This is a genomic window from Actinocorallia herbida, from assembly GCF_003751225.1.
Taxonomy (GTDB): domain Bacteria; phylum Actinomycetota; class Actinomycetes; order Streptosporangiales; family Streptosporangiaceae; genus Actinocorallia; species Actinocorallia herbida.
In genome coordinates this window covers 5,456,923-5,478,130 of sequence record NZ_RJKE01000001.1, presented here as the reverse complement: position 1 = coordinate 5,478,130, position 21,208 = coordinate 5,456,923, and the positions used below count along the sequence as shown (strand labels likewise).

The following is a 21,208-nucleotide window of genomic DNA, read 5'->3' as shown; positions in this document are numbered from 1 at the left end:
TTCGGTCCGGCTTAAGCGCTAGGACGCGCTGACGGGCTCGGTCGCGGGGGCGAAGGCGCCGTTGTAGTCCTCGGTCGAGGTCATCTCACCGAGGATCTCGTGCAGCTTGCCGCGGCCGCCGGGGTTGAGGAGGAACTTGCGGACCTTGCCCTCGACGTTGGCGCCGTAGTAGTGGCTGTGCTCGGCGGAGAAGATCGACTGCGGGGCCAGCGTCTCGACCATGGTCATCCACTGGTCCTCCTGCGCGGCGGTCGGCTCGAACAGGTCGAAGCCGTGCTCGCGGGCGTGCACGAGGGTGCCGGTGATCCAGTCGACCTGGTCCTGGGAGTACCGCGGGTAGTTGCCGCCGCCGGCGCCGTGCGGACCGCCCGGGAAGAAGAAGTTCGGCAGCCGGTGGGCGCTGAAGCCGGCGAAGTCCGACGGCCCGTCCTCCCAGTCGGTGCTGAGGTCGAGGCCCTCACGGCCCTTGACGCCCATGCGGGTGAGCGCGCCGGTGCCGAAGTCGAAGCCGGTGGCGAAGACGATGATGTCGTACTCGCGGTGCTTCTCGGTGGTCTCGATGCCGGTGGCGTCGACCCGCACGAACGGGGTCTCCTTCAGCGAGATGAGGGAGGCGTTCGGCTTGTTGAAGGACTCGAAGTAGTCCGTGACGAACGGCGGGCGCTTGGCGCCGAAGAGGTGGTCCTTCGGGATCAGCCGCTCGGCGGTCACCGGGTCCTTGACGATCGCCCGGATCTTGCCCGCGAGGAAGTCGCAGAACTCGAGGTTGACCTCGCGGTTCGTCGTCATGTCGTAGTAGTTCGACGTGAGCTTGGCGAAGCCGGGGCTCTTCCAGATCTTCTCGTAGAAGGCCTGGCGCTCCTCGGGGGAGTCCGCGGTGGAGAACTTTCCGGCGGGCTCGTGCATGAAGCCGGTCGGCGAGGTGGTGAGGATCTTGACGACGTCGTCCCAGTTGTCGCTGAGCCACGCCTGGCGCTCGTCGGTGAGCGGCTTGTTGTTGAGCGGGGTGGTCCAGGTGGGGGTGCGCTGGTAGAGGTCGACCTGGGCGACGGTGTCCACGATCGCGGGCAGCAGCTGGGCGCCGCTCGGGCCGTTGCCGATGATGGCGACGCGCTTGCCCGCGAAGTCGACGGGGGTGTGCGGCCACGCGCCGGTGTGGTGGGCCTGCCCCTGGAAGTCGGCGAGGCCGTCGATGTCGGGGTAGTTCGGGACGGACAGGCCGCCGGTCGCGGAGATGATCCAGCGGGCCCGGACGACGGAGCCCTTCGCGGTCCTCACCGTCCACACGTGCGCGGTCTCGTCGAAGTCGGCGGAGACGACCTTCTCACCCGTCCGGATGTGCTGCCGCAGGTCGAAGCGGTCCACGACGTGGTTGAGGTAGCTCTCGATCTCAGGCTGGGTCGCGAACTCCTCCTTCCAGCGCCACTCGTCGAAGAGCTCCTTGGAGAAGATGTACGCGTAGGTGTAGCTCTCTGAGTCGAACCGCGCGGACGGGTAGCGGTTCCAGTACCAGACACCGCCGACGCCGTCTCCCGCCTCCAGCGTCTGCGCGGAGAAGCCGGCGTCGAGCGCGCGGTAGAGCGCGTAGATGCCGACCACGCCGGCACCGATCACCAGAACTTCGACGTCGACGTCGTGGTCGTGCTGTCCAGCCATCTTGATCATTCCTCCTCAGTGCCTGCCGTCCTGACGGCAGGGCGTTATCTAAGCACAAGTGCTGAAAAAAGCCAATGCTTACCGGATTTAGCTGGTCAGACCGGCTCTATGGGCATTGATACTTATGAGCACATGTGATTAGATCCAGCGGCTATCACCTTGGAGGAGCATGATGAGCAGCACCCCTGACTTCCGATTCGACGGACGCGTCGCCGTAGTGACCGGCGCGGGACGCGGCCTCGGCCGCGCGCACGCGCTGCTGCTCGCCGAACGCGGCGCGAAGGTCGTCGTCAACGACCTGGGCGGGACCAAGGAGGGCGAGGGCAGCGACAGGGGGCCGGCCAACGACGTCGTCGCCGAGATCACCGCCAAGGGCGGCACCGCCGTCGCCGACACCAGCGACGTGGGCTCGGAGCAGGGCTGCCACGCTCTCGTGGACACCGCGGTCGCCGAGTTCGGGCGGGTCGACATCATCGTGAACAACGCGGGCATCTCCCGCTTCGCCACGTTCCCGGAGGCCGACGCCGACAATCTCGAGCGCACCCTCGACGTGCACCTGCGCGGCACCTGGCACACCACCCGCGCCGCTTGGCCGCACATGGTGAAGCAGGGCTACGGCCGCGTGATCACCACGACGTCCACCGGCATGTTCGGGCTCCCCGACAACCTCGCGTACGCGACGGCCAAGGGCGCCCTCATCGGGTTCACCCGGAGCCTCGCGATGGAGGCCGCCAAGCACGGCATCCTCGTCAACTGCCTCGCGCCGAACGCGATCACCCGCCCGAGCACGTCGGCGGCGAAGCCGAACATCACCACGACCCCGCAGGACGAGGCTCAGCTCCAGGCGATGCGCACCGAGCTGGTCGCGCCGATGATGGCCTACCTCGCGCACGAGGACTGCCAGGTCAACGGCGAGATCCTCGTCGCCGGCGCCCGTCGCTTCGCCCGCTGGTTCCTCGCCGTCACCCCCGGCCACGCCACCGAGGGCGACCCGACCATCGAGGACATCGCCGAGCACTGGGCCGAGATCAACGACCAGACCGGCTACTACATCCCGGAGAACCTCTACGACTGGGCGGGCCGCTTCATGCGCCCGTAGCGTCCCGGACGGCTGCGCAGGGCGTCACCGGGCACTTCGGTGACGCCTTTTCGCGCGCCCGGGATCGGACTCGGTCGAGGAGACCGTTCCGGCGAGCTTCCACGGCCCGTCCGGGCCGTCGCGGTACTCGACCCGGAACGGCTTCGTGCGGAAAGGCCCATCAAGACCGTCAGTCGGGCGCGGCCCGGGGGTCGGTCGGGGTGAGCTGGAGGATGGGGATGGCGCGGCCCGCGCGGGCGGCCTGCTCGCGGTAGACGGCGTAGACGGGGAAGACCTGGTCGGCGAGTTCCCAGAGCCGTTCGCGTGCCGCCTCGTCCCGGACGACCTGGGCGCGGAACGGCAGGCCGTTGAACAGGACGCCGGGGTGGGCGCGGGCGTTGTGGCACCAGGCGGGGTCGGTCGGCGCGCCCGCGAACGAGGCGACGACGGTGATCCGGTCGCCGTCGTGGAAGTAGATGACGGTGTTCCGGCGGACCGCGCCGGTGCGGGCGCCCCGGGTCTGCAGGAGGCCCGTCGGGAGCAGGAGTCCCAGGCCGAGGCGGTTGCGGGTCAGCCTCATCAACGCGACGTCGGCCTTCCACATGCCCCTTCGGGCGAAGAGCCATCGCGCGGCCCGGCCGCCGAGAAGCCTCACGTAGACCCGGTAGAGCACGCCGCGCGGGACTCGCGGGTCGACGTGCGGAACGGCGTCGCGCGCTGCCATGGGGCCTCCCGGAGCGAGGAGCATGGGTCCTGTGCGAAGGGTAGGCCCGCCTTCTGGCGGGCCCCTTGGGCCCCCGCCGCGGGGCTCGGCTCCCGCCGGGGTCAGTCGGGCTTGCCCGCTCGCGGGTCGCGCTCGGCGACCGGGGCGGCGAGGCCGGCGCTGAGGTACATGACGAGGTCCTCGATGAGGACGTCGATGTCGGCGGGCAGGTGGGCGCGCTTGCGCTGGGAGGTCTGGTAGCGGGCCAGGGCGTGGACGGCGCTCGTGAGGGTCACCCACCAGCGCTCTTCCAGCACGGCCTCGGGGACCTGCGGTGCGAGGCGGCCGAGCAGGCTACGCAAGGTGATCACCGAGCCGCCGGTGTGCACGTCGCCGAGGCTCTCGTAGCCGCCCTCCTCGGTGATGTAGAGGGAGAGGAAGGAAAGGTAGTTGTTGTCCGGCTGGATGTGGATGGCCAGCGGGCGGACGAAGGCGCTGACGACGTCCTGGAGCGTGGGCACGGTGCCGCCGAGCAGGAGGTCGGTGACCGTCTCGGTGCGGTGGTCCTCGCTCTGGGCGCCGCGGAACTCCATGATCGCCTTGACGATCTCCTCGCGTTCGCCGAAGTGGTACTGCACGGCGGCGTGGTTGCGCTGGCCGGCGGCGAGGCCTATGTCGCGCAGCGGCACCGCGGAGATGCCGCGCTCGGCGAAGAGCCGCTCGGCCGCCAGGAGGATCGCCTGCCGGGTCGCCTCACCGCGGTTGTTCTTGCGCTCTCCGCCGGTCCGGGCGCTGCTGCGCCGCACGGACCGCTCAGGGGAGGGTGGGGACATGATCCATCAATCTACCAGGACGGCGGGGGAGGCAGAGGGTGCGATGGACGAGGGCCCGGCCGCCCGGACCGGCGCGGCCGGGGCAAGCCGGACCCTCGTCGCATCGCCGCTTTCAGGGGGTGCGCCGGTGGCCTTCGGGGAATCCCGTCATGCCCGCGTCGAGCTCCAGGCCGAGCACGTTGAACGCGGTGCAGTGCATGTCGTAGGTGCCCACGGTGAACACGAAGTCGAGGAGCTGCGCCCGGGAGAACTGCGCCTCCAGCTCACTCCAGGTGGCGTCCGCGATGTTCTTGGCGCCGTACTGCTCGTCGACGGCCCGGACGATCGCGGCGTCCGGCGCGGACCACTCGGCCGCGTCGGGGCCCTCGGACAGCGCGTCGATCTCGGCGTCGGTGAGGTACCCGCCCGCGCGGCTCATCCGCACGTGCTGCGCCCACTCGTACTCGCCGAACCCGAGCCAGGTCGTCCGGATGATCGCCATCTCGCGCACCCGGTCGGAGAGCGTGGAGTGGCGCAGGTGGTTGGAGAAGGGCATCCAGCCGCGGATGAAGTCGGGATGCCAGGCGTAGATGCCCAGGATGTTGGACTGCGGCCGGGTCGCCGGACCGGGCGCGGCGGCCTGGCCGCCGGGCACGTGGGCGCGGAGCACGGAGAAGGCCTCGTCGACCTCCTCGGTCCAGTCGTCGACGGGACGGGGCGGGATACGCCGCTGGTTCATGTGATCACCCAATGAAGGAACCGCCGTTGACACTGATGGTCTGGCCGGTCACGTAGGAGGCCTCGTCGGAGGCGAGGTAGGCGACCGCGGCGGCGATGTCCGCGCCGGTCCCCATCCGCCCGACGGGGATGTACTTGGCCATGTCCTCGGCCGACGGCATGGCGCCCGCTGCGCGCTTCTTCTGCACGCTCGGGGTGTCGATCGAGGAGGGGGCGACGGTGTTGACGGTGACGCCCGTCTTGGCGAACTCGACGGCGAGGGCCTTGGTCAGGGCCATCTGGCCGCCCTTGGACGCCGCGTAGTGGGCCATCCGCGGGGCGCCGCGCTGCGCGCTGGAGGAGGAGATCAGCACGACCCGCCCCCAGCCCGCCTCGACGAGATCGGGGAGCGCGGACTGGACGACGTTGAACGTCCCGGTCAGGTTGATCGCCAGCGTGGCGTTCCACTGCTCCAGCGTCATGTCGAGGAAGGACTGCTGCAGGGCGACGGCGGCGTTGGCCACGACGGCGGCCGGCGGCCCGAGTTCGGCGCGGGCCTCGGCGAGCGCCGCGTCGACCGCCGCGCGGTCGCTGACGTCGGCGCGGTAGCCGCGGGCGACCCCGCCGGCCGCCTCGATCGACTTGGCGGCCTGCTCGGCGGCTCCGTCGACGACGTCGAGGATGGCGACCTTGAACCCGTCCTGCGCGAGGCGCTCGGAGATCGCCAGGCCGATGCCCGCGGCTCCTCCGGTGACGACGGCGACGCGGCCTGCGCTCGTCATCGGCCACCTCGCGGAACGGGCGGGAAGGTGTGCGCCTTGGTCATCGAGATACGTCCCCAATCTTTCCCTAGCTTGCCTCGAACAACGAAACGTGTGTTCTGTTGTTGAGGATCTGCCCAGAATGGCGTGACACAGAGTGAGATGTCAAGCTCTCGTAGGTGGGGGATCCGGGCGTCCGCGCAGTACTTCGTTGACACTGGGGCGACGGGTGGCCAGAATGGGAATGTTGCGTTATATGGACCGCCTGTTCTCTTTAAGAGAAGTCGCATGGCGCGCGCCCCCATCAACCCAGACCCCGAAGGACCCGGACGATGACCGAAGCCGCTGCCCACCGCCACGTAGTCATCGTCGGCGCGTCGCTCGCCGGGACGAGGACCGCGCAGAGCCTTCGGACCCTCGGCCACACCGGCCCCATCACCCTCATCGGGGCGGAGGCCGAGCTGCCCTACGACCGCCCGCCGCTGTCGAAGAGCCTGCTCAAGGGGGAGTGGTCGCAGGCGTCGGTCGACGAGATCCGGCTGGCCGGCCCCGCCGAGTTCGCCGAACTGGCGGTCGAACTCCGGCTCGGCGCCGCCGCGGTCGGCCTCGACACCGCGGCCCGGTCCGTGCGCCTCGGCGACGGCACGACCGTGCCCTACGACGTGCTGGTGATCGCCACCGGGGCCGCCGCCCGCCCGTCCCCGTGGCTTCCGGAGGGCGTCCACCAGCTGCGGACCCTGGACGACGCGCGGTCGATCGCCGCGCGGCTCGCGCTCGGGGAGCCCGTCGTCGTGGTCGGCGGCGGCTTCATCGGGACCGAGATCGCCGCCGCCGCGCGCGGATACGGCTGCGCCGTCACGATCGTCGACCCGGTGCCGGAGCCGATGGCGCGGCTCGTCGGACCGGAGATCGCGGGCGGCCTGGTCGACCTGCACCGCCGCAACGGCACCGAGACCCGGTTCGGCGCCGGCGTCGTGGGGATCGAGGGCACGCCGGGGGAGCTGACCGTCGAACTCGACAACGGCGAGCGCCTCCCGGCCTCCACGGTGGTCGTCGGCATCGGTTCCGTCCCCTCGACGGGCTGGCTCGCCGGCTCGGGCCTGAACCTCGACAACGGCGTCGCCACGGACGGCTTCCTCCGCGCCCTCGGCGCCGACGACGTCTATGCGGTCGGCGACGTCGCCCACTGGCCCCACCCGGGCCGCGGCCACGGCGTCCGCGCCGAGCACTGGACCAACGCCAGCGACCAGGCGCGCTACGTCGCCGAGGCCATCACCAAGGGCCTTCAGGACGCCTACGAGCCCACCGACTACGTGTGGTCCGACCAGTACGACTGGAAGGTCAACGCCTTCGGCCGCCGCGACCCCGAAGGCACCTCCCTCGTCATAGGCGACCTCGCGGAGAACGGCAAGGTGGCCGTCATCCACGCCACCGCCACCGGCGCCGCCTGCGGGGCCGTCACCGTCAACTGGGTCCGCGCCCTCAACCAGGCCCGCCGCCTCCTCCCCGCGGCCACCCCGGCCCAGGACATCGCCAACGCCATCCAGAAACTCCTCTGACCGACACCCCCTTGTCCCGGGGCCGCTCCTAGAAGTGCCCCGGGCCGCCGATCCCGCGCGTCCGCCGGGCTTCCCGCCTCCTGAGGCGGTATCCCTTGGCCATGGGGAACACGGCCACCGCACAGAGGGCCGCCTGGGAGGATCTGCCATCGCCGCTTCGTGAAGCGGTCGCCGCGACCGGAGTTCCCCGCGACGCGGTCACCTCATACGCGGTGGCGTTCGCGGGCTACTGTGCCCGCTGCCCCGCCCCGCCCGCCGTCCCGAATCTGCGCCCCTACCAGGCGAGGGCCGCCGCCGCGGCCCTCCACTGGGTGCGGCACCGCACCGGGTGGTGACGGGGGGGCTCCAGTAGGCCTCACCGGCCCCAGGGGGAGGGCGGCACCCGGCCGCTTCTGCTCAACGGCGGGTGGTGAGGAAGTCCAGGATGGTGTGGTTGAGGGTGGGGGCGTCCGTGTAGGGGATGGCGTGGTGGGTGAGGGAGGGGAGGACGCGAGTGCGGGCGCCGGGGAGGAGGCGGGTGGAGGCGGCTGCGACGCGGCGGGCGTCGTGGGCCCGGCCGCGTCCGGCGAGGAGGACGAGGGCGGGGACGGCGAGGGAGCGCAGTTCGCGGCGGGTGAAGCGGCGGGCGGGGACGATCCGGGTGCCGGGGAACTCCGCCGCGAGGCCGTAGAGCCGCACCCACGCGGGTTCGAGGGGGACGCCGCCCGTCTCCCACGCCAGGAACTCCTCGGCGCGGCGGGCGGTCGGGCGCAGCAGCAGCGGGAGCGCGCGCAGTAGGTAGCCGGCCCGGAAGCCGGCGAGGCACTGGGTGGGGTCGAGCAGGACGAGCGAGCGCACCCGTTCCGGGCTGCGCAGCGCGTACGCCAGGGCGATCCAGCCCCCGTAGGAGTGGCCGCAGAGGTCGGCGCGGCGCAGGCCGAGGCCGGTGAGGACGGTGTCGAGCCAGCCGAGGAGGTCGGCCGCGGTACGCGGGCGGCCCGCGCCGGGCGTGCTCCGGCCCGGCTCACCGATCCGGTCGACGGCGTAGACGCGGCGGGTCCGTCCGAGTTCCGCCGCGTTCGCGAACCAGACGGCCGAGGTGGCGCCGCCGCCGTGCAGCAGCACGAGCGGTTCGCCGTCGGGCGGGCCGCAGACGGCGACCCGCGTCGTGCCGTGGTCGGATTCGACCTCGACGGTCTCCACGGGCGTTCCCCACAGGCCCAGCACGGCGTCGTACGCCGCGCGGAAGCGGGCCGGGTCGTCGGCCACGAATTCTCCTCCGATATCTCGCCTGCCAAGTATCTCGCTCAACGAGATAATATGCGCGGGACACCGGAAGGGGTAGGCATGGGCGATGCTGAACGCGGGATGCCGGTCGTGCACGGGCTGCGGGCCGTCACCGTCGACCTGCACCTGCTCGGGGCCGCGTTCGCGCACCGCCACGGCCTCCATCCGACCGACCTGCGCGCGCTGATCGCCCTGCTCGACGCCGCGCGCTCGGGCGCCCCCGCGACCCCGGGCCGACTCGGCGCCGCGCTGGGCCTGAACTCGGCGGGCACGACCGCCCTCCTCGACCGGCTGGAGCGCCTCGGCCACATCCGCCGCGCGCGCGACCCCCGGGACCGCCGCCGCGTCCTCATCGAGGTCACCGGGCAGGCCACCGCCCTCGGCGAGGACTTCTTCGCCCCCGTGATCTCCGACGCCCTGACCGCGCTGGCCGCCTACTCCGACGCCGATCTCGCCGTCGTCCTCCGCTTCCTCACCGACATCCAGGCCGTCGCCGACGCCCACCGCCCCGAGTAGCGCACGTCCCGCGACCGCGGGGTACCGGGTCCGGACGGCCGGTGCCCTGCGGCCCTCGCCGCTCAGGGGCGGTGGTGCAGGGGGAGACGGAGGACTAGGCGGGCTCCGGGGACGCCGTCGGCGCGGTCGGTGGCGAGCAGGGTTCCGCCGTGGGCTTCGGCGATCTGGCGGGAGATCGGCAGGCCCAGGCCGCTGCCGCCCGGGTCGGCGGCGCGGGCGTCGGGACGGCGGAAGAAACGGTCGAAGACCTTCTCCCGGTCGGCGGCGGGGATGCCGGGGCCGTTGTCGATGACCTCCAGCACGGCGTGCCCGTCATCGGTGGTGAGGCGCACGTCGATGTGGGAGCGGGTGTGGCGTTCGGCGTTGGCCAGCAGGTTGTCCACCAGGCGGGTGAGGCGGATCTCCGAGGTGTCCACCACGATGCCGGGTGTCAGGTAGGTGGTGGTCGTGGTGGCGGGGTCGCGATGGGCGATCTCGGTGCGCAGCAGGCGGGCGAGGTCGATCGGCTCGGTCGCCGCGGGCGCGCCGGACTCCAGACGGCCCAGCTCCAGGAGGTCGCTGATGATGTCGCCGAGCCGTTCGGCGTCGTGCAGGGCGGCCTGGAGGATCTCGTGGGGGTCGCAGTCGGGGTCGGCGAGGGCGTCTTCCAGCCTGGTCCGCAGGCCGGTGAGGGGGCTGCGCAGGTCATGGGAGGTGTCGGCGACCGCCTGGCGCTGATGCCGCACCATCTCCTGCAGCCCTTCGGCGAGGTGGCGGTGGTGGGCCTCGGCGTTGCGCAGCCGCTGGTTGAGCTCCTGCAACTGCCCGGTCTGGGCGAACAGCTGCGCCTCGACCGCGGCCGCGTGCGACAGTCCGGCACGGGAGAACTCCGACCTGCCCCGCCCGTGCATCGAGTCGACGAAGGAGGTCACCTCCTGCAGCCGCACGACCAGGCCGCAGATCTCACCGTCGCGGTTCCTCACCGGGCAGTTGGCCGAGGTCCAGTACCTCTCCTCGAACGTCCCTCCCGCGCCCGCCGTCTCGATGTCGTAGCGCTGCATCAGCGTGATCTCGGCCCCGCACTCCCCGCCGGCCACCGCCCGCTCCATCGACTCCTTGAGCGCCTGCTTGCCGTGCTGCCAGGTCCTACTCGGGAACACCTCGAAGGCGGGACGGCCGACGCACTGCTCGCGCGACCGGCCGAACAACTCCTCATGGGCCCGGTTCACCGCGACGAACCGCAGATCCGTCGACAGCACCGCCAGTGCGACCGGAGCGGCATCGAACACGTCGAAGAAGTCCATCTCGTCCATCACGACCCCCGGGCATCACCGCCGCGATTTCTGGGGACCCGGGCTCCGGCGCGGCGTTCCAGCGGCATGTGCGGGGCCCCGAAGATCGACCATCGCATGAACAACTCTCCCTGGAAGTTCCCGTGTTCAGGCCCGCGAACGCCCAGGCGGCGGCACCGCCATGGCAAAAACCGCCCCGCCCCGGGGAACCTCGCCGTGGCTTCGGGAACCAGGGCCTGCGCACCGGTCACAGCCGGGTGGCCGCGCGATCTCAGGACCAACGGGGCCGGCCCGACGGGGCCCGGCCGGTGCGTTCTTCGAGGACGACGGCGTCATCCCGTGGTGACCCCCGACCTGTCGTGATCAGGCCGGCGGCCGGGCGTGCGCAGGGCGGCGAGGGCGTCGCGGGCGACGGACATGAGGGCGTCGAGGGCGTCCCGGGTGCCGACGAGGTCCGTGATGTGGGCGTCGAGCTTCGCGCGCTCCTGTTCCATCCGGTCCAGGGCGGCCACGGAGTGGTCCTCGCTGGGAGCGTCGACGCAGGGCAGCAGCTCGGCGATGGTGCGGCTGGACAGTCCCGCCGCGTACAGGCGCTGGAGGAACAGCACCCGTTCCACCGCGGGGCCGGCGTAGCGGCGCTGGCCGCTGGTGGTGCGGGTGCTGTGCAGCAGGCCCTGCTCCTCGTAGTAGCGCAGCGACCTGACACTCACCCCGGTGCGGTCCGCGAGCTCACCGATCCGCATGGCGTCCTCCCGTCGAACAATCGAAAGATCTCGGTCACATAGCTTGCATCTGACGTCAATGTGAGGTTTTAGCGTAGCCGAAGGACGGGCTCGCGAGCAGGGTCCGCGACTTCGAACGAAGGGCTTCGCATGACCACGACCACCGCACCGAGCACGCTGCTCACCGGATACCGCCTCGGCGGGCTGACGCTGCCCAACCGGGTGGTGATGGCCCCGATGACGCGGGCGCGCGCCGCCGCCGGAGGACTGGCGACCGCGTCGATGGCCGCCTACTACGCCCAGCGCGCCACCGCCGGGCTGATCGTCAGCGAAGGGGTCCAGCCGAGCCTGATCGGCCAGTCGAGCCCGGGCACCCCCGGCCTGCACACCGACGCGCAGACGGACTCGTGGCGCCAGGTGACCGCCGCCGTGCACGCCAACGGCGGCCGGATCTTCGCCCAGCTGATGCACGGAGGCCGGGTCTCGCATCCGGACACCACGGGAGCGCAGCCGGTCGGGCCCTCGGCCGTGCCCGCCGTCGGCGCCGTGTTCACCCCGGCAGGTCCGCGGCCCGCGCCGGTGCCGCGGGCGCTGGAGACCCACGAGGTGCCCGAACACGCAGGCTCCTATGCGGACGCCGCCCGCCGCGCGGTCGACGCGGGCTTCGACGGGGTGGAACTGCACGGCGCGAACGGCTACCTGATCTCGCAGTTCCTCTCGTCCAACGCCAACCTGCGCACCGATCGCTACGGCGGCTCGGTGCGAAACCGGATCCGGTTCGCCGTCGAGGCCGCGACCGCCACCGCCGAGGCCGTCGGCGCCTCCAGGACCGGGATCCGCCTCTCGCCCGGCGCGGCCTTCTGGGGCGTGGCGGAGGACGACGTCCTCGGCCTCTACACCGCCTTGCTCGGCGAGCTCGCCCGCCTCGGACTCGCCTACGTCCACCTGGAGGCGACGGTGGACGAGCCTTCCCTGCTCGCCCTGCGCCGGGCCTGGCCGGGCACGCTCATCATGAACCCGGTGATGCCGATGGGCGCGGCGCAGACCGACCTCGCCGCGGCGGAGCACTGGCTCGGCCTCGGCGCCGAGCTGATCAGCTTCGGCCGCGCCTATCTCGCCAATCCCGACCTCGTCGAGCGCCTGCGCACCGGCGCCCCGATCGCCCCGGCCGACGAGGCCACCTTCTACCAGGGCGGCGACGAGGGCTACCTGACCTACCGGCCCTACGAGCGCACGGCCGCCACCCTCGCTCGGTGAAGGTGCGGCACCGTACCGGGCGGTGACGGCGACGTGCGAAGGGCCCGGTCCGCTGGATGGTCGGACCGGGCCCCGAAGATCCGGAGACGTGCGGCGGGTTACGCGACGCGTTCCTTCTGGGGGGTCGCGATGACGACGCGGTCGGCGATCAAGGACTCCAGCTCCGCTTCGGGGATGCCGAGTTCGCCGACGAGGATGTCGAAGGTGTCGCCGCCGAGGGCCGGGGGGTAGGTCGGCGGGACGTCTTCGGTGTCGACGAAGCGGATGGGGGTCGCGACGTTCTCGAAGGAGGCCTCGTCGCTCTCGACGAGGACCATGCTGCCGTCCTTGGCGGCCCGGGCGTCGGTGAGCGCTTCGAGGACGTTCTTCACCGAGGCGACGGGAACGGATGCCTCGGCCAGCAGGTCGATCCATTCGGCGGCGGGGCGCTCGGCGAACCGCGCCTCCAGGATCTCCCAGAGCGCCTCCTTGTTCCTGAGCCGGCTCGCGGCGTCCAGGAAGCGCTCGTCACCGACCAGTTCGCCGACGCCCAGGACGCGGCAGAGGCCCTCCCACATCCGCGGCGTGTTCGCGGTGACCACGAACTCCCGCCCGTCGCCGCCCCGGAAGGAGCGGTAGGTGGCGATCGAGTCGTGGCCGGCCCCCTGCGGGCCCGGGGCAACACCCTTGAGCGAGGTGTAAAGGGCCTGGTAGGACAGCATGGAGAGCTGGCCGCGGAGCATCGAGACGTCGATGATCCTGCCCCGGCCCGTCTTGTGGCGGGCGTCGAGGGCGGCGAGGAGGCCGATCACGGCGTACAGGCCCGCCACGACGTCGCCCGCCGGGATCCCGAGCCGGGCGGCCGGGGATCCGGGATGGCCGTTGAGGCTCATCACCCCGCTGAGCGCCTGCACGATCATGTCGTAGGCCGGCCGGTCGCGCAGCGGCCCGTCCTGTCCGAAGCCGCTGATGGAGGCCCAGATGAGCGCGGGCTGCTCCGCGGTGATCGTCTTCGGATCGATGCCGAGGCGCGCGGTGACCCCCGGCCGGAAGTTCTCGATGACCACGTCGACGCGGGAGATCAGGCGCTTCAGCACCTCGAGGCCCCGTGGCGACTTCAGGTTGATCGCAACGCTTCGCTTGTTGCGATTGTTGGCGAGGAAGTAGGCGGTCTCCCCGAGCACCGTCGGCCCGACGATCGCCCGGCTCGAATCGCCGTCGAGGGATTCGACCTTGATGATCTCCGCGCCCAGGTCCCCCAGCAGCTGGGTCGCCGAAGGCCCGGAGAGAAAGGTGGTGAGATCGAGGACGCGCAGGCCTTCCAGCGGCGGGCGCTCGATGATCGTGGTCATGCCGCCTCGAAGATGTGGATCGTGCACGCGCCGTGGTCCAGTCCGGCGGTGCCGCCGCCGGTGACGTGCGTCAGGGCCCAGCGCGCGTCCGTGACCTGCCGCGCGCCGGCCTGGCCGGTGAGCTGCCAGAACGCCTCGGCGACCTGGGCGACGCCGCTCGCGCCGACCGGGTGGCCCTTGGCGAGGAGGCCGCCGCTCGGGTTCACCACGACATCGCCGCCGAAGGTCGTCCTGCCGTCGCGCAGGAGCGCCACCGCGCTCTGCTTCTCCGTCAGGCCGAGCGCCTCGTAGTAGACGAGTTCGGCGATCGAGAACGCGTCATGCGTCTCGATCATGTCCAGCTCGCCGGGACCGATCCCGGCCTGCGCGTAGGCGTCGTGCGCCGACTCGTAGGTGATCTCCGGCTTCGTCATGTCCCGGTACCCCTCGGCGACCTGGCCCGAGTGCAGGACCGACGCCGCGACCCGCATGCCGCGCGGAGTGCCCAGGCGGTTCCTGGCGCGCTCGGAGGCCAGCACGATGACGGCGGCGCCGTCCCCGGTCGGGCAGCACATGAGCAGGGTCAGGGGATCGGCGATGGACCGCGCCGCGAGGACCTCCTCGACGGTGACTTCCTTGCGGAACTGCGCGAAGGGGTTCAGCGCGCCGTGCCTGCGCGCCTTCACGCTGACCAGCGCGAGGTCCTCGACCGTCGCCTCGGTGTCGTGCAGGTAGCGGGTCGCGCGCATCGCGTAGACGGCCGGCATGACGATGCCCTGCTTGACCTCGCGGTCCTCGGGGGACAGCGGCAGGGTGCCTCCGCCGAACTGCGTCAGCTTCTCGACGCCGATGACGACGGCGACGTCGATGAGGCCCTGGCCGATGGCCATCCACGCCTCGTGCAGCGCGGTCGCGCCGCCCGAGCAGGCGTTGTCGATGTTGACGGTGGGGACGGTGCCGAGGCCGATCTCCTTGGTGATCCGCTGGCCCGTCATCATGCCGCCGTAGGCGTGGCCGACGTAGACGGCGTCGACGTCGGACTTCTGGACGCCGGCGCTCTGGAGGGCGTCGATGAGCGGCGACACCGCGAGACCCACGTAGGAGGAGGTCCGGTGCTTGCCGAAGGGGATCATCGCCGCCGAGACGACGTACACGTTCTCAGTCATGGGGGTCTTCCTTGATCAGTCGTCGGCGGCGGGGGCGAAGAACCAGCCGTCGCCGTCGACCCCGAGGGCGACGCGGACGTCGGGCTGGAGGGGCGCGCCGTCCTCGCGGAGATCGGCGAGCGTGCGCACGCCGTCGTCGAGGTCCACGTAGCCGATCGGGCGGACGTCGGTGCCGCCGACGTGGAGCCGGGTGAAGGAGTACAGGACCCCGGTCGCCGGGAGCGCGATGCGCGAGACGTCACGGCTGACGCACGTGCTGCACGCGACCCGGGTGCCGATCATCGTCTGGCCGCACTGCGCGCACAGTGTCCCGACGAGGCGCGGGCCTTCGGGGAAGTCGCCGAGGAGGCTGTCGCTCTCCAGGTCGGCGATGGGCGCGGAGATCTGCGCCTCGGGTTGGACGGTCATGCCGCTCCTTCGTGTCTTCTATTCGGGGGCGACGCGCTCGATGGACCGGGTCGGGCACACGGTGATGGCCATCTTGATCTTCTCGTCGCTGTCGCCGTGCGGATCCGTGACGACCGCGATGTCGGAGTCATCGAGGTCGAAGGTGTTGGGTGCGTAGAAGGTGCACTGCCCGGAGCCCATGCACCGGTCGCGGTCGACCGTGATCTCGGCTGCCATCAGTTGCCCTCCCGCTCGGTGTAGGTGAGGTGGAGGGTGTTGTGGCCGCGGAACTTGTAGCTGGGCATGACGTCCCAGCGGCGGTCGCCGGCCGGGCCGTGGTGCTCCTCGGACAGCTCGATGCGCTCGGTGCGCTCCAGCAGCCGCCGGAGGGAGAACACCGCTTCCGCGCGGGCGAGCGGGGCGCCGGGGCAGGTGTGGATGCCGCGGCCGAACGCGAGGTGCTGCCGGGCGTTAGCGCGATTGACGTCGAACTCGGCCGGGTTGTCGAAGACCCGCGCGTCGCGGCCCGCCGCGCCGTGCAGGAGCATGACGACGGTGCCGGGCGCCAGGTCGAGACCGCCGATGCTGGTCGCGACCTTGGTGAGGCGGAACGAGCCCCGGATCGGGGCCTCGATCCGCAGGACCTCCTCGATGAACTTCGGGATCAGCGCCGTGTTCTCGCGCAGCAGGTCCTGGAGCGGCTGGTCCTCGGCGAGCCGGGCGAGGGAGATGCCGAGCAGCTGGACCGTCGTCTCGTTGCCGGCCGCGAAGAGGTTCGAGGCGATCCGGGCGACGTCGATCGGCTCGGGGAGCGTGCCGTCGGGGAAGGTGGCCAGCGCCATCCCGGTGAGGATGTCTTCGGTGGGGTTCGCGCGCCGCTCCTCGATCTTCTCGATGAAGTAGCCGTACAGCCGCTCGAGGGTGTTGTGGTGGGAGGTCTGCAGCTTCAGGTTCCCGAGGACCGGTCCCTTGGTGGCCAGCAGTTCGATCAGCATCGGGTGGTCGCTCTCGGGCACCCCGAGCAGGTCGGCGACCGCGAGGATGGCGTACCGCTTCGCGTATCCCCAGATGAACTCGCTCTGCCCCGCGGGCAGGAGCTCGTCGAGGAAGCGGTCCGCGGTGACCTTGAGGAACTCCTCGTTCTCCTTGAGCCGCTTGGGCGTGATCAGGCCCATCAGCAGCGCCCGGTGATCGGTGTGCATCGGCGGGTCGAACGTCACGATCTGGTCGTTCTGCGGGAAGTGCTCCCGGTACTGCTCGAGGAGCTCCGTCAGATCGTCGCCGACGAGCTCGAACGGGAGGTCCAGGACGGGCCCGCCGGTCCGGTTGATCGAGGAGTAGATCTCCGGGTGGTGGTAGACCTTCAGCGCCTCCTCGTACCCGGTGACGATCACGACGCCGTACTTCGACTCGCGCCACACCGGGTGGTTGGCGGTCATGTGATCGAAGTAGGGCGCCGTGTTCTCGGCGACCTCGGCGTCGGTGAAGAAGTCGATCGCCGTCGGGTCGATCTCCACGGTGCTCATCCGTACCCCTTTCCTGGAAGGTGTGTGTTCCGGCTCTGCGACCGAGCCGTCACCCCTTAAGTCATACCGGCTCCCCGTCGTTTCGTTCTACCGAACACACGTACGGTTGTGCGCTAGACATAGAATGATCCCATCTGTACCGAGTGTCAAGGAGTGCCGTCTTCTTGCGGCCCCCATGTGCCGCTGGCTGAGCCGTTGACAGACGCTTCCGGGCGCGGGCAGAATCCTCCGAGTGTTGCGTTGTAGCGTTCTGACGTTCTGTTAGACGTGATGGACTTCGGGTGGCGAGACCTCCTGGAAGACAGGGAGCATGAGATGACAGACGACCTCGGGCCCGATCCGCTCGCCCCTTGGCTGCGTAAGATCGGGAACGCGCACGACGCCGCCCGCCACGCCGAAGAGGCCCAGTGCCGCGGCTCGGTGGCGCTCATCGACGAGGCGGCCCGCCTGCGCGGCGTGGCCCAGGTCAAGCTCGGAAGGGCGATCTCGCTCGAACGCGAGGTCGAGACCCGACCCGCGGTCCTCAAGCAGCGCCGGGAGGCGGCCGAGGCGGAGAAGCGCGACTGGCAGCGGCTGGGCATGGCGGAAATGCCCGACGGCCACGGCGGCGTCGAACTCGAGGTGCAGATCGGCCTGCACGGCCGCTACGCGCACGGCGGCGACGTGATCAAGTACGACGCGCACGGCGTCCACAACACCCATCTCGACGGGCTCGCGCACATCGGCGCGGATGCCAGCTGGCACGGCCCCATCCCCGCCTCGGCCTCGGAGACCGACGAGGACACGATGGTCAACTGGGCGCAGCACGGCATCGCGACCCGCGGCGTGCTGCTCGACGTCACCGCCGTCCGGGGCGTGGAGTGGATCGCCGCGGAGGAACCGGTGACGGCCGCCGAACTGGACGCGGCGGTCGCCGCGGCGGGCGTGACGCTCGAACCGGGCGACGCCCTGATCATCTACCAGGGCCGCGACCGGTACGAGGCCGCGGGCCACGTGTACCCCAGCGGCGCCGCCGCCGTCCGCCGTCCCGGCATCGGCGAGGACGGCGCCCAGTGGATCGCGGAGCAGGACCCCGGCCTGGTGCTCTGGGACTTCCACGACGCGCGCGACAACCCGTCCGGCTCGCTCGAAGTGCACAACCTGATCTACGCGATCGGGCTCTGCCTCGTCGACAACTGCCTCCTCGGCCCCGCCGCCGCCCAGCTGAAGGCCGCGGGCACGTCGACGGGCCTGCTCGTCGCCGCGCCGACGGCGATCCACCGGTCCACCGGCGTGCTGATCAACCCGCTCCTCCTGTACTGAGGCGCGTGAACCCGGTCTGGCACCGGCCCGAGGGGCCGGCGCCAGACCTTTTGCTATGTCCCATTGATCGCAAGCGTGGCAATGCCTTGGTCGTGAAGGAGTAGGTCGATGCTCATAGGAGTGACCCGCGAGCAGACGGGGGAGACGCGCGTCGCCGCGACGCCCGCCACCGTCCGTCAACTCGTCGGGCTGGGATACGACGTGGTGGTCGAGGCCGGGGCCGGTGCGCTCTCCGCGTTCACCGACGCGGCGTACATCGAGGCCGGGGCCGGAATCGGCACCGCCGAGGACGGGTGGGGCGCGGACGTCGTCCTGCGCGTCAACGGTCCGGCGGTCGGCGAGGCGGGCAGGCTCAAGGAGGGCGCGCTGCTGATCTCGACGCTCGCTCCGGCGCTCAATCCCGATCTCGTGGACGAGCTGGCGGCACGGGATGTCACGGCGCTGGCGATGGACGCGGTGCCGCGGATCAGCCGGGCCCAGTCCCTCGACGTCCTGTCGAGCATGGCGAACATCGCCGGCTACCGGGCGGTGGTGGAGGCCGCGCACGAGTTCGGCCGTTTCTTCACCGGTCAGGTGACCGCGGCCGGCAAGGTGCCTCCGGCGAAGGTGCTGGTCGCGGGTGCCGGTGTGGCGGGGCTGGCCGCGATCGGTGCGGCTTCCAGCCTGGGCGCCATCGTGCGGGCGACGGACCCGCGCCCTGAGGTGGCCGAGCAGGTGAAGTCCCTGGGCGGGGAGTTCCTGCCCGTGCTGGTCGACGAAGAGGCCCAGCAGTCCAGCGACGGCTACGCCAAGGCGACCTCGGAGCTCTACGACGAGGCCGCGGCGAAGCTCTACGCGGACCAGGCCGCCGACGTCGACATCGTCATCACCACCGCGCTGATCCCCGGCCGTCCCGCGCCGAGGCTGATCACGGCGGCCGATGTGGCCGCGATGAAGCCGGGGTCGGTGATCGTGGACATGGCCGCCGCGATGGGCGGCAACGTCGAGGGCAGCGTCCCCGGCGAGAAGATCGTCACCGAGGGCGGCGTGACGATCCTGGCCTACACCGACCTCGCGGGCCGGCTGCCCACCCAGGCCAGCCAGCTGTACGGCACGAACATCGTCAACCTGCTGAAACTGCTCACACCGGACAAGGACGGCGAGGTCGTCCTCGACCTGGACGACGTCGTCCAGCGCGGCATGACCGTCGTGCGCGCCACCGGGTGGGGGCGGAGCGAGACGCTGTGGCCGCCGCCCCCGGTCCAGATCAGCGCCGCCCCCGCCGCGGCGCCCGCCCAGGCGGAGGCACCGGTCGGGCGGGAGAAGAAGCCGCTGTCGGCCGCCGCGAAGCTCGCCATGGTCTTCACCGCCACCGGCCTGTTCGGCCTGGTCACCGCCTTCGCGCCAGCCCCGATCCCGCAGCACTTCACCGTGCTGACGCTGGCCGTCGTGATCGGCTACTACGTGATCGGCAAGGTCCACCACGCCCTGCACACGCCCCTGATGAGCGTCACGAACGCCGTCTCCGGCGTGATCGTCGTCGGCGCGCTCGTCCAGGTCGGCCTCGACGTGCCGCTGATCCAGGTCCTCGCCGGGGTGGCGATCCTGCTGGCCTCCATCAACATCTTCGGTGGCTTCGCGGTGACCCGGCGCATGCTCACCATGTTCAGCAAGGGGAACTGACGTGTCCGCAGCCTCGATCGCCACCGCGGCGTACCTCATCGCCGCGCTGCTGTTCATCCTGTCCCTCGCCGGACTGAGCAGGCACGAGACCGCGAAGCAGGGCTGGGCCTACGGCCTCGCCGGCATGGTCGTCGCGCTCGCCGCCACCACCGGGCTGGTGCTGCACGACAGCACGGTGCGCGGCACGACCGCGCTGGTCCTCACCGTCGCGCTCGTCATCGGCGGCGCCATCGGGCTGTGGCGGGCCCGGGTCGTCCAGATGACGGGGATGCCCGAGCTGATCGCGCTCCTGCACTCGTTCGTGGGGCTCGCCGCCGTGCTGGTCGGCTGGGCGTCGTACATCGAGGTCGAGGACCAGGGGCTCGGCCACTTCACGGGCGCGCTGCTGCGCATCCACCACGCGGAGGTGTTCGCCGGGATCTTCATCGGCGCGGTCACCTTCACCGGCTCGATCGTCGCTTACCTGAAGCTCAGCGCGAAGATGAAGTCGGCGCCGCTGGTGCTGCCCGGCAAGAACCTCCTGAACCTCGCCGCGCTGCTCGCCTTCGCCGTGCTGACGGTCTGGTTCGTGATCGACCCTCAGTTGTGGGCCATCATCGTGGTGACGGCGATCGCGCTGCTGTTCGGCTGGCACCTGGTCGCCTCGATCGGCGGCGGCGACATGCCCGTCGTGGTCTCCATGCTCAACAGCTACTCCGGCTGGGCCGCGGTGGCCAGCGGCTTCCTGCTGTCCAACGACCTGCTCATCATCACCGGCGCGCTCGTCGGCTCCTCCGGCGCCTACCTCTCCTTCATCATGTGCAAGGCGATGAACCGCTCCTTCCTGTCCGTCATCGCGGGCGGCTTCGGCATCGAGGCGCCCAAGGGCACGGACGGCGGCGAGCAGGGCGAGCACCGGGAGATCTCCGCGGAGGAGACGGCCGACCTGCTCCTGTCCGCCTCCAGCGTCGTCATCACCCCCGGTTACGGCATGGCCGTCGCCCAGGCCCAGTACCCGGTGGCCGAGCTGACCCGCATCCTGCGGGACCGCGGCGTCGACGTGCGGTTCGGCATCCACCCCGTGGCCGGCCGCCTCCCCGGCCACATGAACGTCCTCCTCGCCGAAGCCAAGGTGCCCTACGACATCGTGCTGGAGATGGACGAGATCAACGACGACCTCGCCGCCACCGACGTCGTCCTCGTCATCGGCGCCAACGACACCGTCAACCCCGCCGCCATGGACGACCCCTCGAGCCCCATCGCCGGCATGCCCGTCCTGCGCGTGTGGGACGCCGCCCACGTCGTCGTCTTCAAGCGCTCCATGGCCAGCGGCTACGCCGGCGTCCAGAACCCCCTCTTCTTCCGCGACAACACCACCATGCTCTTCGGCGACGCCAAGACCAGAATCGACGAGATCGTCGGCGCCCTCGCCGCCGTCCCCGTCTGACCCCGGCCTGGCAACGGACAGGTGCTCCTCCCAGCGCTGGGAGGAGCACCTCACCACACGGGTCGCGGATGGGTGCCGGGCTGAACACTCGACAGCCGGCAGGTCAACACC

Annotated in this window: 21 protein-coding genes and 1 pseudogene; 8 read left to right on the top strand and 14 right to left on the bottom strand. The window is 71.1% G+C overall.

Translation table 11 applies throughout. From position 1 onward, the window contains the following. Positions 1-18: 18 nt before the first annotated feature. Both EDD29_RS24815 and EDD29_RS48195 read right to left on the bottom strand, forming a co-directional pair. Entirely contained in the window at positions 19-1,656 is a 1,638-nt protein-coding gene (locus tag EDD29_RS24815) for a flavin-containing monooxygenase (protein ID WP_123670661.1), read from the bottom strand. A gap of 44 nt (positions 1,657-1,700) precedes the next feature. Continuing rightward, positions 1,701-1,745, bottom strand: a pseudogene (locus EDD29_RS48195) (KxYKxGKxW signal peptide domain-containing protein); the annotation flags it as partial. An 83-nt stretch (positions 1,746-1,828) separates the two neighbouring features. Here EDD29_RS48195 and EDD29_RS24805 point away from each other — a divergent pair. Continuing rightward, positions 1,829-2,755 carry an SDR family NAD(P)-dependent oxidoreductase gene (locus EDD29_RS24805; RefSeq protein WP_123666715.1) on the top strand — a complete coding sequence of 309 codons (927 nt, stop codon included), beginning with the start codon at positions 1,829-1,831 and terminating at the stop codon, positions 2,753-2,755. Positions 2,756-2,924: 169 nt separating this feature from the next. Here EDD29_RS24805 and EDD29_RS24800 read toward each other — a convergent pair whose 3' ends face one another. The 4 genes from EDD29_RS24800 to EDD29_RS24785 form a co-directional block, all read right to left on the bottom strand. Beyond that, positions 2,925-3,458 (bottom strand): nitroreductase/quinone reductase family protein, encoded by a 534-nt coding sequence (locus tag EDD29_RS24800; protein ID WP_170201556.1) that lies wholly within the window; start codon positions 3,456-3,458, stop codon positions 2,925-2,927. 101 nt (positions 3,459-3,559) lie between these two features. Further along, the gene (locus tag EDD29_RS24795) at positions 3,560-4,270 is read right to left on the bottom strand and encodes a TetR/AcrR family transcriptional regulator (protein ID WP_123666713.1); all 711 of its coding nucleotides are present in this window, start codon (positions 4,268-4,270) and stop codon (positions 3,560-3,562) included. 112 nt (positions 4,271-4,382) lie between these two features. Continuing rightward, positions 4,383-4,988, bottom strand: coding sequence for a carboxymuconolactone decarboxylase family protein (locus EDD29_RS24790; RefSeq protein WP_123666712.1), 606 nt, complete (start codon positions 4,986-4,988; stop codon positions 4,383-4,385). Positions 4,989-4,992: 4 nt separating this feature from the next. After that, positions 4,993-5,748, bottom strand: coding sequence for an SDR family oxidoreductase (locus tag EDD29_RS24785; RefSeq protein ID WP_123666711.1), 756 nt, complete (start codon positions 5,746-5,748; stop codon positions 4,993-4,995). Positions 5,749-6,059: 311 nt separating this feature from the next. On the opposite strand from EDD29_RS24785, the gene EDD29_RS24780 reads away from it, so the two are divergent. Both EDD29_RS24780 and EDD29_RS44980 read left to right on the top strand, forming a co-directional pair. After that, a complete protein-coding gene (locus EDD29_RS24780; protein WP_123666710.1) occupies positions 6,060-7,286 on the top strand; it encodes an NAD(P)/FAD-dependent oxidoreductase in 1,227 nt (408 codons plus the stop codon). 101 nt (positions 7,287-7,387) lie between these two features. Further along, positions 7,388-7,621 (top strand): hypothetical protein, encoded by a 234-nt coding sequence (locus EDD29_RS44980; protein ID WP_148086083.1) that lies wholly within the window; start codon positions 7,388-7,390, stop codon positions 7,619-7,621. A 61-nt stretch (positions 7,622-7,682) separates the two neighbouring features. On the opposite strand, the gene EDD29_RS24775 is transcribed toward EDD29_RS44980, so the two are convergent. Beyond that, a complete protein-coding gene (locus tag EDD29_RS24775; protein WP_123666709.1) occupies positions 7,683-8,534 on the bottom strand; it encodes an alpha/beta fold hydrolase in 852 nt (283 codons plus the stop codon). A 78-nt stretch (positions 8,535-8,612) separates the two neighbouring features. Here EDD29_RS24775 and EDD29_RS24770 point away from each other — a divergent pair, with 78 nt between their 5' ends. After that, complete coding sequence (locus EDD29_RS24770) at positions 8,613-9,068, top strand: MarR family winged helix-turn-helix transcriptional regulator (RefSeq protein ID WP_170201555.1); 456 nt, start codon at positions 8,613-8,615, stop codon at positions 9,066-9,068. Positions 9,069-9,130: 62 nt separating this feature from the next. Here the strand turns inward: EDD29_RS24770 and EDD29_RS24765 are convergent, their stop codons facing one another. Next, a complete protein-coding gene (locus EDD29_RS24765) occupies positions 9,131-10,360 on the bottom strand; it encodes a sensor histidine kinase (RefSeq protein WP_123666707.1) in 1,230 nt (409 codons plus the stop codon). Positions 10,361-10,671: 311 nt separating this feature from the next. Then, complete coding sequence (locus EDD29_RS24760) at positions 10,672-11,082, bottom strand: MerR family transcriptional regulator (RefSeq protein ID WP_123666706.1); 411 nt, start codon at positions 11,080-11,082, stop codon at positions 10,672-10,674. Between the two features lie 129 nt (positions 11,083-11,211). On the opposite strand from EDD29_RS24760, the gene EDD29_RS24755 reads away from it, so the two are divergent. Continuing rightward, the gene (locus tag EDD29_RS24755) at positions 11,212-12,318 is read left to right on the top strand and encodes an alkene reductase (RefSeq protein WP_123666705.1); all 1,107 of its coding nucleotides are present in this window, start codon (positions 11,212-11,214) and stop codon (positions 12,316-12,318) included. 98 nt (positions 12,319-12,416) lie between these two features. Here EDD29_RS24755 and EDD29_RS24750 read toward each other — a convergent pair whose 3' ends face one another. The 5 genes from EDD29_RS24750 to EDD29_RS24730 are packed head-to-tail and all read right to left on the bottom strand — an operon-like array spanning position 12,417 to position 16,707. Next, the gene (locus tag EDD29_RS24750; protein ID WP_123666704.1) at positions 12,417-13,649 is read right to left on the bottom strand and encodes a CaiB/BaiF CoA transferase family protein; all 1,233 of its coding nucleotides are present in this window, start codon (positions 13,647-13,649) and stop codon (positions 12,417-12,419) included. Beyond that, the gene (locus EDD29_RS24745) at positions 13,646-14,794 is read right to left on the bottom strand and encodes a thiolase family protein (protein ID WP_123666703.1); all 1,149 of its coding nucleotides are present in this window, start codon (positions 14,792-14,794) and stop codon (positions 13,646-13,648) included. The genes EDD29_RS24750 and EDD29_RS24745 overlap by 4 nt, the downstream gene beginning before the upstream one ends. Positions 14,795-14,809: 15 nt before the next feature. Continuing rightward, positions 14,810-15,202, bottom strand: a complete 393-nt coding sequence (locus EDD29_RS24740) for a Zn-ribbon domain-containing OB-fold protein (protein ID WP_123666702.1) — start codon at positions 15,200-15,202, stop codon at positions 14,810-14,812. 18 nt (positions 15,203-15,220) lie between these two features. Then, complete coding sequence (locus EDD29_RS24735; protein WP_123666701.1) at positions 15,221-15,418, bottom strand: ferredoxin; 198 nt, start codon at positions 15,416-15,418, stop codon at positions 15,221-15,223. Further along, entirely contained in the window at positions 15,418-16,707 is a 1,290-nt protein-coding gene (locus EDD29_RS24730) for a cytochrome P450 (protein WP_123666700.1), read from the bottom strand. Before EDD29_RS24730 ends, EDD29_RS24735 begins: the two co-directional genes overlap by 1 nt. 315 nt (positions 16,708-17,022) lie before the next feature. On the opposite strand from EDD29_RS24730, the gene EDD29_RS24725 reads away from it, so the two are divergent. The 3 genes from EDD29_RS24725 (at position 17,023) to pntB (ending at position 21,097) form a co-directional block, all read left to right on the top strand. Further along, positions 17,023-18,009 (top strand): cyclase family protein, encoded by a 987-nt coding sequence (locus EDD29_RS24725; RefSeq protein WP_170201554.1) that lies wholly within the window; start codon positions 17,023-17,025, stop codon positions 18,007-18,009. A gap of 108 nt (positions 18,010-18,117) precedes the next feature. Next, positions 18,118-19,671, top strand: a complete 1,554-nt coding sequence (locus EDD29_RS24720; RefSeq protein WP_123666698.1) for a Re/Si-specific NAD(P)(+) transhydrogenase subunit alpha — start codon at positions 18,118-18,120, stop codon at positions 19,669-19,671. A 1-nt stretch (position 19,672) separates the two neighbouring features. Beyond that, positions 19,673-21,097: a Re/Si-specific NAD(P)(+) transhydrogenase subunit beta gene (gene pntB / locus EDD29_RS24715; RefSeq protein ID WP_123666697.1), complete on the top strand. Its 1,425-nt coding sequence runs from the start codon at positions 19,673-19,675 to the stop codon at positions 21,095-21,097. Positions 21,098-21,208 lie beyond the last annotated feature (111 nt).